We start from the raw sequence: 14772 nt of genomic DNA, 5'->3' as shown, positions 1-14772 counted from the left end.
ACGCTTTATGGAAAATCCTAAAAATGCGGCAAATTGGTCAGACAGCACAAAAACAGTAAGATATAAATAGAAAGTCTAATTCTCTGAATACAGGAGTGAATAATGCAAAAAATCGTGATCGTTGCCAATGGAGCCCCCTACGGGAGTGAATCCTTATTTAACAGCCTGCGGCTGGCCATTGCGCTACGAGAGCAGAAGAGCGACCTGGATCTGCGTCTGTTTCTGATGTCTGATGCGGTCACTGCCGGATTGCGCGGACAAAAACCAGGGGAAGGCTACAATATTCAGCAAATGCTGGAGATCCTCACGGCGCAAAATGTACCCGTGAAACTGTGCAAGACCTGCACCGATGGTCGCGGCATCAGCCCACTTCCGCTGATTGACGGGGTTGAAATTGGCACTCTGGTCGAACTGGCGCAATGGACGCTGGCAGCCGATAAAGTGCTCACATTTTAATGTCTGGCGGGGCGTCCGACGCCCCACTATGACAGATGTTTCATCAGGCAAATCCTGGCCGTAACACACCATCCGGAAAATTATCCGCCAGCAGTTTTTTCACCGACACTAGCAAATCATTTAACCCGTCATCCTGCATCCCCAGCTTGATAAGCTCTTGTTCCAGTGAAAACAGGTATTGTGCGTTGGTTCCCAGCGGACCGCTCGCTGCCGCAATCAACGGCGCGATGACCTGAGCACGAGTGTCGGATTCATATTCTGGATGCCGTGGATCCATAATAAATACCAGTGCGTTTACTGTGCGCCCGTCATCAAGATCAAGCTGGCACCAGGTTGGCAGATAACAGCCAGTAATCATCTCCCGCTTCCACAGCAAAGTCAGTTCCTGCTCGAGCGACCCTTCCGGTAAGCGATACGCCACCCCTGTGGTGCGACCGCCCTCTTTCAGGGCAAGCATCCGTCCCGGCTGGTGCACTGTCCCGCGCCCCGCGGTCAGACGCAGGCAAAACGCCCGGTGCCACCCAACCAGCGTACCGGTACACGACTCGATAAACTCCAGCGCCGGATTCCACATCAGCGACCCATAGCCGAAGATCCACACCGGTCCGTTATCAGGACGGCAAGCCAGCGTCGCCGCCAGCGAGGCCGCCCGTTGTTCTGCTGACCATAAGAGTGATTCTTCAATGGCACCAAATGCCGTTTTACAATCGGCATTCATTAAGAAATCACGCGTTATCACCTTATACCTCCGCCACTGCATACTTCCTTGCGACAACTTATTGGTGTCTTCCGGACATTTTTACTGCTCATTTTGAAACCACTCTCGGGACAATATGCATTTCTCAGACCACTTGCAAGGCGACGCCGCACGAATAGCTTTAGTTCATCTCCGGGAATTACTCTTTTTTATGCCATTTATCATCATCCCCTTTGGCATATTCATGTTTCACTGCGGACCAGGCCACTTTATGCGCTGTCTCTTCACGACTGGCGTCATCACGCCGATCTTCTTTATCTTTATATTGATCCCAGGCGCTGTTGAATGCCTCTTTATAGATATCCTGGGCATGAGACGGTAGAACGTGTTTTACATTTTCTGGCAGATCGCTTTTTGTTTTATACGGCATTATTGACTCCTTTTTAAAGGTGAACTTTAAGTGTGGTCAACAATACCCACGCTTGCCAGCGTATAAGAATTCCCACGTTAGAATCTTCTTAAGAGACGCTAATACAAACATTGGCTAAACGCGTTGATTATTTTTATCCCCCAAAGAGTAAAAAAGCGGCAGCGGGGTAAAATTTCGTAAAATGTTACCGATATCCAGACACTTTCTGTTATTTTTTCCACCGATTTATTACATTTCCGACAAATTCATCTGCAAAGGGATAACCATAATGACAAATGCTCACGAGGCGGTAAAAACCCGCCACAAGGAGACCTCGCTTATTTTCCCGGTTCTGGCGCTGGTGGTGCTGTTCCTGTGGGGAAGCGCTCAGACACTACCAGTGGTCATTGCCATCAACCTTCTTGCGCTTATTGGTATTTTAAGCAGTGCCTTTAGTGTTGTCCGTCATGCTGACGTATTAGCGCATCGCCTGGGTGAACCTTATGGTTCTCTTATTCTTAGCCTTTCAGTGGTTATTCTTGAAGTCAGTCTGATCTCAGCCTTAATGGCGACCGGCGATGCCGCGCCGACGTTAATGCGAGATACGCTCTATTCAATCATTATGATTGTTACCGGTGGGCTGGTTGGTTTTTCATTACTGTTGGGCGGACGCAAATTTGCCACCCAATATATGAATCTGTTTGGTATTAAACAGTATTTGATCGCCCTGTTTCCGCTGGCAATTATTGTGCTGGTATTCCCGATGGCTCTGCCTGCGGCGAATTTCTCAACCGGTCAGGCGTTACTGGTGGCATTAATTTCCGCGGCAATGTACGGCGTATTTTTGCTGATTCAGACCAAAACGCACCAGAGTCTGTTTGTCTATGAGCACGAGGATGACAGCGATGATGACGATCCGCACCACGGCAAACCGTCTGCCCATAGCAGTCTGTGGCATGCTGTCTGGTTGATTATCCATCTGATAGCGGTGATTGCAGTCACCAAAATGAACGCCAGCCCACTGGAAACGCTCCTCACCAGCATGAATGCCCCGGTGGCCTTTACCGGTTTCCTGGTGGCACTGTTGATTCTTTCGCCGGAAGGTTTAGGGGCGTTAAAAGCCGTATTAAACAACCAGGTCCAGCGTGCGATGAATCTGTTCTTTGGTTCGGTATTAGCGACAATTTCACTGACCGTACCTGTCGTAACGCTGATCGCCTTTCTGACGGGCAACGAATTGCAGTTTGCTCTTGGTGCACCGGAGATGGTGGTGATGGTGGCCTCTTTAGTACTGTGTCATATCTCATTCTCCACCGGGCGTACTAACGTCCTCAACGGCGCAGCGCATCTGGCTCTGTTTGCCGCCTATTTGATGACGATATTTGCCTGACATTGATATCTCCCCTGATGACAGAGATCGGGGGAGATAAGAAAAACCCCTCCGTGTTTCATCTCTTTTGACCTTCCTGAGTAATTCATTAATCAGAACTGCGAGCCTGCGCCACCGCTTGCACGAAATCACTGCAACAGTTGGTGAAAATCCGGAATGTACTCTTCATTACGAACGTTTCAGGGGTGAAGTAAAGAAGATTTGAAGTGTAGTATCCACGCCAAGCCGGAGTTATCCGGTGAGGCGCAATGTTGTGGGGGCTTTATCCCTGGCGGCATTGGTTGCTGGAAAGAGAAAACCCCCGCACGTTGAGAGGTCAAACCTGACAACAGAACGGGGGCTAATCTTGAAACCAGACACTTCAAGAATAGCCGCAAAACGTTGTCATTACAACAAAAAGGCGGCTATATGACGCTCGCGCAGTTTGCCATAACTTTCTGGCACGACCTGGCAGCACCGATCCTTGCGGGAATTATCACCGCAGCGATTCTCGGCTGGTGGCGTAACCGGAAATAAGGTGAAGACGGGTGTCAGGCTGCCGTGATGGCAATATGCGCCCGAAACCGGCCGCAGGAGTAACAACCTGCGGCCTTTTTTGTATCCTTTGGCCATAAAAAACTGCACCTTAATCAGTTGGGTGTCCAACTTTTGGGGTGCAGCCAAAACGCTAAGGCTTTTGTTTTTAAGCAAAAAGATTACTTGCTGGTATCGAGTTCTTCGAAACCTTTAACCAGCTCATCAATTGCTTTCATCTGCTTGAGGAATGGTTCCAGTTTCGCCAGCGGCAGCGCGGATGGACCATCGCATTTCGCATGTTCCGGATCCGGATGCGCTTCAATAAACAAACCAGCCAGACCTACTGCCATACCGGCACGTGCCAGTTCGGCCACCTGGGCACGACGACCACCGGAAGCTGCACCAAACGGATCGCGGCATTGCAGTGCGTGGGTAACGTCGAAAATTACCGGCGAGTTGCCAGACACTTTCTTCATTACGCTGAAGCCCAGCATATCGACAACCAGGTTGTCATAACCGAAGTTAGCGCCACGATCGCAAAGAATAACTTTTTCGTTGCCGCCTTCTTTGAATTTATCAACGATGTTACCCATCTGGCCTGGGCTGACAAACTGCGGTTTCTTGACGTTAATTACCGCACCAGTTTTCGCCATGGCTTCCACCAGATCGGTCTGGCGAGCAAGAAACGCCGGTAGCTGAATCACATCCACAACATCAGCAACAGGCTGTGCCTGGCTTGGCTCGTGAACGTCGGTGATAATTTTTACGCCAAAAGTTTGCTTCAGCTCCTGGAAGATTTTCATCCCTTCTTCCAGGCCCGGCCCACGATAAGAGTGGATGGAGGAGCGGTTGGCTTTGTCAAAAGAGGCTTTGAACACGTAAGGGATACCCAATTTCTGGGTCACGGTTACGTAGTGCTCGCAAATGCGCATCGCCAGATCGCGGGATTCCAGCACGTTCATACCGCCAAACAGCACGAACGGCAGGTCATTTGCTACGTTGATGTCGCCAATGCTAACCACTTTTTGTTTCATAGGATCGCCTTAATCTTAAGTAAAATGTCGATTAATTAATGCAGCACAATATGTTTATGCGCGATGTTATTAATTTGCGCACGGATCATTTCGCTGATCGGGTCTTCCGGACACTGTTCAACGAAATAACTTAAATCATTCAACGCAACGTGTTCGCAATCCAGTTGCGCATAAATCAACCCGCGATCGCGAATTTCATACGGATCTTCCGGGTTGAACTGTAATAAGGCTTCGCTGGTGCGTAATGCAAGTTCCATCTGGTTTTCTTCCATCAGTGATGCTTTCAGCGTATCCAACAGCTTGCGGATAACCTCAATGTTATCTGCTTCATCCAGGTCTTCATAAAACAGTTCCGCAGATGGGCTGATATTTCCCTTTAACCATATATCCAGCATATGTTCGCTTAACGATTCGCCGTTAAAAGGGTTAATCAGCCAAATTTCGCCATCCGAACATTCAATGCGCAAAATAAGCTGCGTCGGGAAAATCACCGGCAGTAGCGGCAAATCGAGACGATTAGCGACCCACAACAAAATGGCACCTAACGATACCGCACTGCCCTGCCTGTTCTTCAACACATGGTCAAGCCATAAAGCATCGGAGAGGCGATAAACACCGCGTGAGGCTTTAAACCCCCATTCGCCGTAAAACAGCGCGATCAATTTTTCCAACTGCTCTTCTAAAGGTAGAAGCTGGTTAATTTCTTCCTTCGCCAGACTAACGAGACGCTCCAGTTCGTCGTATACATCTTGCGAGGGAAAATCGCGGCGGATTGCTTCGCAAGCCAGGATCATGCCTTCGCACAGCGGCGCTTTATTAAATTCGAAATCAGCTAACGATCTCATGACTTACCCCAGTAACGGTACTTTTGTGGTGGCGAGTTTAATGATGATGTACAGCACCACCAGCGCCAGCGGGAAGGTAATAATGCGCACCTGCTGACTGTGCACCCGACGGTAATCGAGAGCAATAAAACCCAAAACGATATAAATGATAACTCCAAACAGCTTTTCAGTCAGCCATTGTGCCTGCCCGGAAAATGGCAGGATGTGCGCTTTAGCCATCAGCGCAACGCCGCTGAACAATAACACTGTATCAATAACTGGCGGCAATACTCGCGTCCAGCGAGCAAATGCCAGTGAATGCTCCTGGTAGCGTAACCAAAAACGCAGGGCTAAAAAGCCGACAGAAAGCACGATACTGATGAGATGAACGCAAAGCAGCGTGTTGAAACTTGTCATCGATAATAGCGACCAAGCGTCACGCGCTCGTTATCACCGTAGTCACGACAGGTTTCGACATCACGATAACCCGCCTGCATAAATGCCTGCCGCACCACTTCACCCTGCTGCCAGCCATGTTCCAGAAGCAGAAATCCGCCGGATGCAAGTGCATTACGCGACTGTTCGATGATGTGAACGATATCAGCCATACCGCTGTCTGCCGCAACCAGCGCCGACAACGGCTCAAAGCGGACATCGCCTTGTTGAAGATGTGGATCCTGCTCGTCGATATACGGTGGATTGCTAACAATCATCGCAAACTGCTGCTCGTCAAGTGCACTAAACCAGTCGCTTTGCAGGATATGGATATTTTTAATCGCCAGATGCTGTGCATTGCGCTTTGCAAGGGCAACTGCATCAGGCATTCGGTCAACCGCCGTAACATCACAATCCGGGCGTTCACTGGCCAATGCCAGGGCTATCGCCCCGGTGCCAGTACCAAGATCGAGAATGCGACAAGGCCGTTCAGGCAAGCGTGTCAGCGCCTGTTCTACCAGACATTCGGTGTCCGGACGAGGAATCAAAGTCGCTGGCGAAACAAACAACGGCAACGACCAGAATTCACGCACACCGGTTAAATGAGCAACGGGTTCACCGGCGCGACGACGCGCCAGCAGCGCGTCGAGTTGCTCTCGTTGCTCGTCAGTCAGGTGCGTTTCACCAAAGGCGAGAATGTAAGTGCGTCCCTTGCCGGTAACATGTTCCAACAAAATTTCAGCATCGCGCCGCGGGCTTTCACTCGCCTGAAGTTGGTTTATTGCTTCGCGCAACCATTGTTGATATTCCATTATTCTTGCTCGGACAACGCCGCAAGTTGGTCAGCCTGATGTTCCTGAATAATCGGTTCAATCAGCATATCCAGCTTACCTTCCATCACTTCATCCAGACGGTAGAGCGTCAGGTTGATACGGTGATCGGTGACGCGCCCCTGTGGGAAGTTATAGGTACGGTTACGGTCGCTGCGATCGCCACTCCCCAGCAGGTTACGGCGGGTCGAGGCTTCCGCCTGCTGGCGTTTTGCCATTTCCGCCGCATGGATGCGAGCACCGAGCACTGAAAGCGCCTTCGCTTTGTTTTTATGCTGTGAACGTTCATCCTGACATTCAACAACGATGCCGGTCGGCAAGTGGGTAATACGGATTGCCGAATCGGTGGTGTTAACGTGCTGACCTCCCGCTCCTGAAGAGCGGAAAGTATCAATGCGCAAATCCGCCGGGTTGATATCTGGCAGTTCCGCTTCTGGCAGTTCCGGCATTACAGCAACGGTACAAGCAGAAGTATGGATCCGCCCCTGCGATTCCGTGGCAGGGACACGCTGCACGCGATGACCACCGGATTCAAATTTCAACCGACCATACACACCATCGCCGCTGATTTTAGCAATGATCTCTTTATAACCACCATGTTCACCCTCACTGGCGCTCATGATTTCCACACGCCAGCGACGGGTTTCCGCGTAGCGGCTGTACATGCGGAACAGATCGCCAGCAAACAACGCGGCTTCATCGCCGCCGGTTCCGGCGCGCACTTCGAGGAAGGCGTTGCGTTCGTCATCAGGATCTTTTGGCAGCAAAAGAACCTGAAGTTGTTGTTCCAGTTGCTCGCTTTTCTCTTTCGCTTCGCGCAGTTCATCCTGCGCCATCTCACGCATTTCTGGATCGTCGAGCATCATCTGTGCGGTTTCGATATCTTCCTGCACTTGTTGCCAGTCGGTGAAACAGCGCGAAACATCACTTAACTGCGCATATTCACGAGATAATGCGCGAAAACGATCCTGGTCAGCGATGGTTTGCGCATCACCCAGCAATGCCTGAACTTCTTCATGGCGTTCATGCAGGGCTTCCAGTTTGGCAACGATAGAAGGCTTCATAGGCGTAAATGCACCCTGTAAAAAAAGAAAATGATGTACTGCTACTCCAGCCCGAGGCTGTCGCGCAGAATATTCAGGCGTTCGTTATCCCCGTCACGGGCGGCCTGTTGGAGTGATTTCGTTGGCGCATGGATCAGGCGGTTAGTCAGTTTCCATGCCAGATCCTGCATAATGGCTTGCGCGTCGCCGCCTTGTTCAAGAGCCGCTAACGCTTTGGCGGTTAACTCATCGCGAACCTGCTCTGCCTGACTGCGATAATCGCGAATGGTTTCACTGGCGCTTTGTGCACGCAGCCACGCCATAAATTCGCTGGCTTCCTGAGCGACGATGGTTTCCGCCTCCACGGCGGCAGCTTTACGCTGTGCCAGATTGTGCGAAATGATGCTTTGCAGATCATCAACGCTGTAAAGGTAGGCGTTCGCCAGTTTGCCGACTTCCGGCTCGACATCGCGCGGAACGGCAATATCCACCAGCAGCATCGGTTGATTGCGACGGCTTTTTAATGCACGCTCCACCATGCCTTTACCGATGATCGGCAATGGGCTGGCGGTAGAACTAATGATGATATCGGCTTCACGCAGACGTTCATCGATGTCGCTCAATGCAATCACTTCCGCGCCAACTTCATCTGCCAAAATTTGTGCTCGTTCGCGAGTACGGTTGGCGATAATCATCTTCTGCACTTTATGTTCGCGCAGATGACGTGCCACCAGCTCAATAGTTTCGCCCGCCCCCACCAGTAATACCGTCACCGTAGAGAGTGATTCAAAGATCTGTCGCGCCAGTGTACAAGCCGCAAAAGCGACAGACACGGCACTGGCACCAATATCTGTTTCGGTACGAACGCGTTTCGCTACAGAAAAAGATTTCTGGAACATGCGCTCCAGTTCGCTCGCCTTCATATGGCCTTTTTGCGAATCGGCAAACGCTTTTTTCACCTGGCCGAGAATTTGCGGCTCGCCCAGAACCAGTGAATCCAGACCACTGGCGACACGCATTAAGTGGCTAACCGCATCGTTATCTTGATGCCAGTAGAGGCTATTACGCAGATCTTCTTCATTAAGATTATGGTAATCGCACAACCAGCGAATAAGCGCCTCTTGCAGGTTATCCTGTTCTTCAACGCTAAGATAAAGTTCTGTGCGGTTACACGTCGACAGCACCACGCCGCCCTGCACCATCGGCTGCGCGAGCAGGCTGTCCAGCGCCTGATCGAGCTTATCCGGCGAAAACGATACACGTTCTCGCAGCGATACAGGTGCCGTTTTATGGTTGATACCGAGTGCAAAAAGGGTCATGTCTGCGGGAAATAATACCAACGTTGATATGGTTAGTCTGCTCGCATCATACAGGATGCGCGGGATCAATAAAAGAGAGCGCCCCCTTTTGGAGTAATTGCCGAAACCCGTTAGATTCTGGCAATTAAGACAACTTGAACATAGACGATAGCGGACGGTAACGCTAGCATTAAGGGTTATAACTGCAACGTATCTCAAGGACTTGTCATCATTATGCCCCTGCCCGATTTTCGTCTTATCCGCCTGCTACCGCTGGCAGCCCTCGTGCTCACTGCCTGTTCCGTTACCACGCCCAAAGGTCCAGGCAAAAGCCCGGATTCACCACAGTGGCGTCAGCATCAGCAAGACGTTCGTAATCTTAATCAGTATCAGACTCGCGGTGCGTTTGCTTATATTTCCGATCAACAGAAAGTCTACGCCCGCTTTTTCTGGCAGCAAACCGGTCAGGATCGTTACCGTCTGCTGCTGACTAACCCATTGGGCAGCACCGAGCTGGAGCTGAATGCGCAACCAGGTAACGTGCAGTTAGTGGATAACAAAGGCCAGCGGTACACCGCTGATGATGCCGAAGAGATGATAGGCAAATTGACCGGGATGCCAATACCGCTCAATAGTCTGCGTCAGTGGATTTTAGGTTTGCCGGGAGACGCGACCGACTACAAACTGGACGATCAATATCGCCTGAGTGAAATCACCTACAGCCAGAACGGCAAAAACTGGAAAGTGGTATACGGTGGTTATGACACTAAAACGCAACCAGCGATGCCTGCCAATATGGAGCTCACCGACGGCGGTCAGCGCATCAAGTTAAAAATGGATAACTGGATAGTGAAATAATGCGGACTCAGTGGCCTTCTCCGGCAAAACTTAATCTGTTTTTATACATTACCGGTCAGCGTGCGGACGGCTACCACACGTTGCAAACGCTGTTTCAGTTTCTTGATTACGGCGACACCATCAACATTGAACTTCGTGACGATGGGGAAATTCGCCTGTTAACGCCCGTTGAAGGCGTGGAAAACGAAGATAACCTGATTGTTCGCGCGGCACGCTTGCTGATGAAAACAGCAGCCGCCAGCGGGCGTCTTCCGGCGGGAAGCGGTGCAGATATCAGTATTGACAAGCGTTTGCCGATGGGCGGTGGTCTGGGCGGCGGTTCATCCAATGCCGCGACTGTTCTGGTGGCGTTAAATCATCTCTGGCAATGTGGACTCAGCATCGAGGAGCTGGCGAAAATGGGGCTGACGCTGGGCGCTGATGTGCCTGTCTTTGTGCGTGGTCATGCTGCTTTTGCCGAAGGCGTTGGCGAAATATTAACACCGGTGGATCCGCCAGAAAAATGGTATCTGGTAGCGCACCCTGGTGTGAGTATTCCGACACCGGTAATTTTTAAAGATCCCGAACTCCCGCGCAACACGCCGAAAAGGTCAATAGAAACGTTGCTAAAATGTGAATTTAGCAATGATTGCGAGGTTATCGCAAGAAAACGTTTTCGCGAGGTTGATGCGGTGCTTTCCTGGCTGTTAGAATACGCCCCGTCGCGCCTGACTGGGACAGGGGCCTGTGTCTTTGCTGAATTTGATACAGAGTCTGAAGCCCGCCAGGTGCTAGAGCAAGCCCCGGAATGGCTCAATGGCTTTGTGGCGAAAGGCGTCAACCTTTCCCCATTGCACAGAGCCATGCTTTAAGCCGGGCAAGCTGAGTTTCGGTGACAACGTCACCTTGTTCCAGACGTTGCATCGCGCTCTTTAATACACCGCTTGGAAAGAATATTGCCTGGCCCGCACAGTTTTCGGCAGATTCTTTCCACCAATGGACGCATGCCTGAGGTTCTTCTCGTGCCTGATATGAAGCTTTTTGCTGGTAACGCCACCCCGGAACTAGCACAACGTATTGCCAACCGCCTGTACACTTCACTCGGCGACGCCGCTGTAGGTCGCTTTAGCGACGGCGAAGTCAGCGTACAAATCAACGAAAATGTACGCGGTGGTGATATTTTCATCATCCAGTCCACTTGTGCCCCTACTAACGACAACCTGATGGAATTAGTCGTTATGGTTGATGCCCTGCGTCGTGCTTCCGCAGGTCGTATCACCGCTGTTATCCCCTACTTTGGCTATGCGCGCCAGGACCGTCGCGTCCGTTCCGCTCGTGTACCAATCACTGCGAAAGTGGTTGCAGACTTCCTCTCCAGCGTCGGTGTTGACCGTGTGCTGACAGTGGATCTGCACGCTGAACAGATTCAGGGTTTCTTCGACGTTCCGGTTGATAACGTATTTGGTAGCCCGATCCTGCTGGAAGACATGCTGCAGCTGAATCTGGATAACCCGATTGTGGTTTCTCCGGACATCGGCGGCGTTGTGCGTGCCCGCGCTATCGCTAAGCTGTTGAACGATACCGATATGGCAATCATCGATAAACGTCGCCCACGTGCGAACGTTTCCCAGGTGATGCATATCATCGGTGACGTTGCAGGTCGTGACTGCGTACTGGTCGATGACATGATCGACACTGGCGGTACGCTGTGTAAAGCTGCTGAAGCGCTGAAAGAACGTGGTGCTAAACGTGTATTTGCGTATGCGACTCACCCGATCTTCTCTGGCAACGCGGCGAACAACCTGCGTAACTCTGTAATTGATGAAGTCGTTGTCTGCGATACTATTCCGCTGAGCGATGAAATCAAATTACTGCCGAACGTGCGTACTCTGACCCTGTCAGGTATGCTGGCCGAAGCGATTCGTCGTATCAGCAACGAAGAATCGATCTCTGCTATGTTCGAACATTAATCGAACCCGGCTCAAAGACCCGCTGCGGCGGGTTTTTTTGTCTGTAATATCCATTTGTATGACCTATGCCTCCTTCACCTGCCATTTAGTTGACAGATGATGCGCTCACGGATGAAACATTATTGTGAACAAAATATTCTCCTCACATGTGATGCCTTTCCGCGCTCTGATCGACGCTTGCTGGAAAGAAAAATACACTGCCGCACGGTTTACCCGTGACCTGATTGCCGGGATTACCGTCGGGATTATTGCTATTCCGCTGGCGATGGCGTTAGCAATTGGCAGTGGCGTAGCTCCACAGTACGGTTTATACACCGCTGCTGTTGCAGGGATTGTCATTGCTCTGACGGGTGGGTCGCGCTTTAGCGTCTCCGGTCCGACTGCGGCATTTGTGGTAATTCTCTATCCTGTTTCGCAACAGTTTGGACTGGCAGGCCTGCTGGTTGCGACATTGTTGTCTGGGATCTTTTTGATCCTGATGGGGCTGGCACGCTTTGGCCGCCTGATTGAGTATATTCCGGTTTCCGTTACCTTAGGCTTCACCTCGGGTATCGGGATCACCATCGGTACGATGCAGATTAAAGATTTTCTCGGTCTGCAAATGGCTCATGTCCCGGAACATTATCTGCAAAAAGTTGGCGCATTATTTATGGCGCTGCCGACGATTAACGTGGGTGATGCCGCAATTGGTATTGTTACGCTTGGGATCCTGATTTTCTGGCCGCGCCTGGGCATCCGTTTACCTGGTCACCTTCCAGCATTGCTGGCCGGTTGTGCGGTGATGGGAATTGTTAACCTGCTCGGCGGGCATGTTGCTACCATCGGCTCGCAATTCCACTACGTTCTGGCCGATGGCTCCCAGGGTAACGGTATCCCGCAACTGCTGCCGCAGTTGGTGCTACCGTGGGATCTGCCCAATTCAGAATTCACGCTAAGCTGGGACTCCATTCGCACTCTTCTGCCTGCAGCATTCTCAATGGCAATGCTCGGGGCGATTGAATCTCTGCTCTGCGCTGTGGTACTGGATGGTATGACCGGGACGAAACACAAAGCGAATAGTGAGCTGGTCGGCCAGGGGCTGGGGAATATCATTGCCCCATTCTTTGGCGGTATTACCGCTACAGCCGCGATCGCGCGTTCTGCCGCTAACGTCCGTGCCGGGGCGACTTCCCCCATCTCGGCGGTAATTCACTCTATTCTGGTTATTCTTGCCCTGCTGGTACTGGCACCGCTGCTTTCCTGGCTGCCGCTTTCCGCCATGGCTGCCCTGCTGCTGATGGTGGCGTGGAACATGAGTGAAGCGCATAAAGTGGTCGATTTGCTGCGTCATGCGCCGAAGGATGACATCATCGTCATGCTGCTGTGCATGTCACTGACCGTGCTGTTTGATATGGTTATTGCCATCAGCGTAGGGATCGTGCTGGCATCGCTGCTGTTTATGCGCCGTATCGCCCGTATGACTCGCCTGGCTCCGGTAGCAGTAGACGTGCCTGACGATGTACTGGTTCTGCGTGTTATCGGCCCGCTGTTTTTCGCTGCGGCTGAAGGTCTGTTCACTGAACTGGAATCACGTCTGGAAGGAAAACGAATTGTTATTCTGAAGTGGGATGCCGTTCCGGTGCTTGATGCCGGTGGTCTTGATGCGTTCCAGCGTTTTGTGAAGCGACTGCCTGAAGGGTGTGAACTGCGCGTGTGTAACGTGGAATTTCAGCCTCTGCGCACAATGGCTCGATCCGGTATTCAACCGATTCCGGGACGCCTGGCGTTCTTCCCGAATCGCAGCGCAGCGATGGCTGATCTGTAAGAAAGGCATTAAATTGACCAGTCAGCGCAAACTGACTGGTCAGTAAACTGCATTATACATTAGCTATGACGACGATTATCGCTACGGCGGCAACGTTTGTCATAGTGGCGAACCCACCAGTAACGGTCGCACACCTGTTCATGCCCACCAACACGGGCACCCGCCAGCCAGAGAATGGCACCGACGAAAATACTCAGCACTGCACCATGTGCGAAATACTGGGGCATATTAAACTGTGGTAACTGGTTGAGGATTGAATACCCCACGCCAACCACCATCACCACCAGACCCAACCCCATGAGCACGTTACCGAGTAACGAAGCGTTTTTGCGTTTCATATGTCACCTCCGGAACTTTCTGGGTTGTAACAGGGAATACCCCTCATCCTTATGTGTAAAGTATAGACAACACCCTGTGGCTTATGTGCGGGTGTGATCACAATTACCCCCTTTATTTCAACAAAACTTTACAAATAACCATCTGAACACCCTGACTTTCTAATAGTCTGTAGAGGCAATTATTGTGTTGTCAGCATATAAGGCGCTGTTTTTTGTCAAGCGGGGCCGCAACCAGTAAACTACGCGCCAGTTATGTACTCACTCAGGACAAAAAAACGTGACGATTAAATTGATTGTCGGCCTGGCGAACCCCGGCGCTGAATATGCAGCAACGCGACATAATGCTGGTGCCTGGTTCGTTGACTTACTGGCGGAGCGTTTACGCGCCCCTCTACGGGAAGAAGCTAAATTCTTCGGTTATACCTCACGAGTGACTCTCGGAGGAGAAGATGTCCGCCTGTTAGTCCCGACTACATTTATGAATCTCAGCGGCAAAGCAGTCGCAGCGATGGCCAGTTTTTTCCGCATTAACCCGGATGAAATTCTGGTCGCCCACGACGAACTGGATCTGCCTCCTGGCGTCGCCAAATTTAAATTGGGCGGTGGCCACGGTGGTCACAATGGACTGAAAGACATCATCAGTAAATTAGGTAATAACCCTAACTTTCACCGTTTACGCATCGGAATTGGTCATCCGGGCGATAAAAACAAAGTTGTCGGCTTTGTGTTAGGCAAACCACCTGTTAGTGAACAGAAGTTAATTGATGACGCCATCGACGAAGCGGCACGTTGTACTGAAATGTGGTTTACAGATGGCCTGACCAAAGCAACGAACCGATTGCACGCCTTTAAAGCGCAATAAGTCGTTGTCTGCGGCATTTTTGCCGAGTG

17 protein-coding genes are annotated in these 14772 nt (G+C 51.2%); 8 read left to right on the top strand and 9 right to left on the bottom strand.

Annotated elements, in window-relative coordinates; all coding sequences use genetic code 11:
• Positions 1-102: 102 nt before the first annotated feature.
• On the top strand, positions 103-456 hold the full coding sequence (gene ychN, locus BEA93_RS05080; protein WP_001169672.1) for a DsrE/F sulfur relay family protein YchN: 354 nt from the start codon (positions 103-105) through the stop codon (positions 454-456).
• A gap of 43 nt (positions 457-499) precedes the next feature.
• On the opposite strand, the gene chaC is transcribed toward ychN, so the two are convergent.
• A complete protein-coding gene (gene chaC, locus BEA93_RS05075; RefSeq protein WP_016248767.1) occupies positions 500-1195 on the bottom strand; it encodes a glutathione-specific gamma-glutamylcyclotransferase in 696 nt (231 codons plus the stop codon).
• A 157-nt stretch (positions 1196-1352) separates the two neighbouring features.
• On the bottom strand, positions 1353-1583 hold the full coding sequence (chaB, locus tag BEA93_RS05070) for a putative cation transport regulator ChaB (protein ID WP_001146437.1): 231 nt from the start codon (positions 1581-1583) through the stop codon (positions 1353-1355).
• A 268-nt stretch (positions 1584-1851) separates the two neighbouring features.
• On the opposite strand from chaB, the gene chaA reads away from it, so the two are divergent.
• Both chaA and BEA93_RS05060 read left to right on the top strand, forming a co-directional pair.
• Positions 1852-2952, top strand: a complete 1101-nt coding sequence (chaA, locus tag BEA93_RS05065) for a sodium-potassium/proton antiporter ChaA (protein WP_001516524.1) — start codon at positions 1852-1854, stop codon at positions 2950-2952.
• 408 nt (positions 2953-3360) lie between these two features.
• Positions 3361-3468 (top strand): type I toxin-antitoxin system toxin Ldr family protein, encoded by a 108-nt coding sequence (locus tag BEA93_RS05060; protein ID WP_105224435.1) that lies wholly within the window; start codon positions 3361-3363, stop codon positions 3466-3468.
• A gap of 179 nt (positions 3469-3647) precedes the next feature.
• Here the strand turns inward: BEA93_RS05060 and kdsA are convergent, their stop codons facing one another.
• Genes kdsA through hemA form a run of 6 tightly spaced genes read right to left on the bottom strand, consistent with a single transcriptional unit; the run spans position 3648 to position 8953 of the window.
• Positions 3648-4502, bottom strand: a complete 855-nt coding sequence (gene kdsA, locus BEA93_RS05055) for a 3-deoxy-8-phosphooctulonate synthase (protein WP_000811071.1) — start codon at positions 4500-4502, stop codon at positions 3648-3650.
• Positions 4503-4537: 35 nt separating this feature from the next.
• Positions 4538-5347 carry an invasion regulator SirB1 gene (gene sirB1, locus BEA93_RS05050; RefSeq protein ID WP_001257034.1) on the bottom strand — a complete coding sequence of 270 codons (810 nt, stop codon included), beginning with the start codon at positions 5345-5347 and terminating at the stop codon, positions 4538-4540.
• Between the two features lie 3 nt (positions 5348-5350).
• Positions 5351-5743: an invasion regulator SirB2 gene (gene sirB2, locus BEA93_RS05045; protein ID WP_000200357.1), complete on the bottom strand. Its 393-nt coding sequence runs from the start codon at positions 5741-5743 to the stop codon at positions 5351-5353.
• A complete protein-coding gene (gene prmC / locus BEA93_RS05040; protein ID WP_038354497.1) occupies positions 5740-6573 on the bottom strand; it encodes a peptide chain release factor N(5)-glutamine methyltransferase in 834 nt (277 codons plus the stop codon). Before prmC ends, sirB2 begins: the two co-directional genes overlap by 4 nt.
• The gene (gene prfA, locus BEA93_RS05035; RefSeq protein ID WP_000804714.1) at positions 6573-7655 is read right to left on the bottom strand and encodes a peptide chain release factor 1; all 1083 of its coding nucleotides are present in this window, start codon (positions 7653-7655) and stop codon (positions 6573-6575) included. The genes prmC and prfA overlap by 1 nt, the downstream gene beginning before the upstream one ends.
• A gap of 41 nt (positions 7656-7696) precedes the next feature.
• Entirely contained in the window at positions 7697-8953 is a 1257-nt protein-coding gene (hemA, locus tag BEA93_RS05030; protein ID WP_105224434.1) for a glutamyl-tRNA reductase, read from the bottom strand.
• A gap of 213 nt (positions 8954-9166) precedes the next feature.
• Between hemA and lolB the strand changes: the two genes are divergently transcribed.
• The 4 genes from lolB (at position 9167) to dauA (ending at position 13543) form a co-directional block, all read left to right on the top strand.
• Positions 9167-9790 (top strand): lipoprotein insertase outer membrane protein LolB, encoded by a 624-nt coding sequence (gene lolB / locus BEA93_RS05025; RefSeq protein WP_001130692.1) that lies wholly within the window; start codon positions 9167-9169, stop codon positions 9788-9790.
• Entirely contained in the window at positions 9790-10641 is an 852-nt protein-coding gene (ispE, locus tag BEA93_RS05020; protein ID WP_001516528.1) for a 4-(cytidine 5'-diphospho)-2-C-methyl-D-erythritol kinase, read from the top strand. Before lolB ends, ispE begins: the two co-directional genes overlap by 1 nt.
• Positions 10642-10791: 150 nt before the next feature.
• The gene (gene prs, locus BEA93_RS05010; RefSeq protein WP_001516529.1) at positions 10792-11739 is read left to right on the top strand and encodes a ribose-phosphate diphosphokinase; all 948 of its coding nucleotides are present in this window, start codon (positions 10792-10794) and stop codon (positions 11737-11739) included.
• 124 nt (positions 11740-11863) lie between these two features.
• The gene (gene dauA, locus BEA93_RS05000) at positions 11864-13543 is read left to right on the top strand and encodes a C4-dicarboxylic acid transporter DauA (RefSeq protein WP_001033338.1); all 1680 of its coding nucleotides are present in this window, start codon (positions 11864-11866) and stop codon (positions 13541-13543) included.
• 59 nt (positions 13544-13602) lie between these two features.
• On the opposite strand, the gene ychH is transcribed toward dauA, so the two are convergent.
• Positions 13603-13881 carry a stress-induced protein YchH gene (gene ychH, locus BEA93_RS04995; RefSeq protein ID WP_000823885.1) on the bottom strand — a complete coding sequence of 93 codons (279 nt, stop codon included), beginning with the start codon at positions 13879-13881 and terminating at the stop codon, positions 13603-13605.
• A 277-nt stretch (positions 13882-14158) separates the two neighbouring features.
• Between ychH and pth the strand changes: the two genes are divergently transcribed.
• Entirely contained in the window at positions 14159-14743 is a 585-nt protein-coding gene (pth, locus tag BEA93_RS04990; protein ID WP_000152932.1) for an aminoacyl-tRNA hydrolase, read from the top strand.
• Positions 14744-14772: the final 29 nt, after the last annotated feature.

The organism is Escherichia sp. MOD1-EC5950 (assembly GCF_002965345.1).
Classification (GTDB): domain Bacteria; phylum Pseudomonadota; class Gammaproteobacteria; order Enterobacterales; family Enterobacteriaceae; genus Escherichia; species Escherichia marmotae.
Note: the sequence above shows the minus strand (reverse complement) of the source record. Positions and strands in the feature narration are given on the sequence as shown.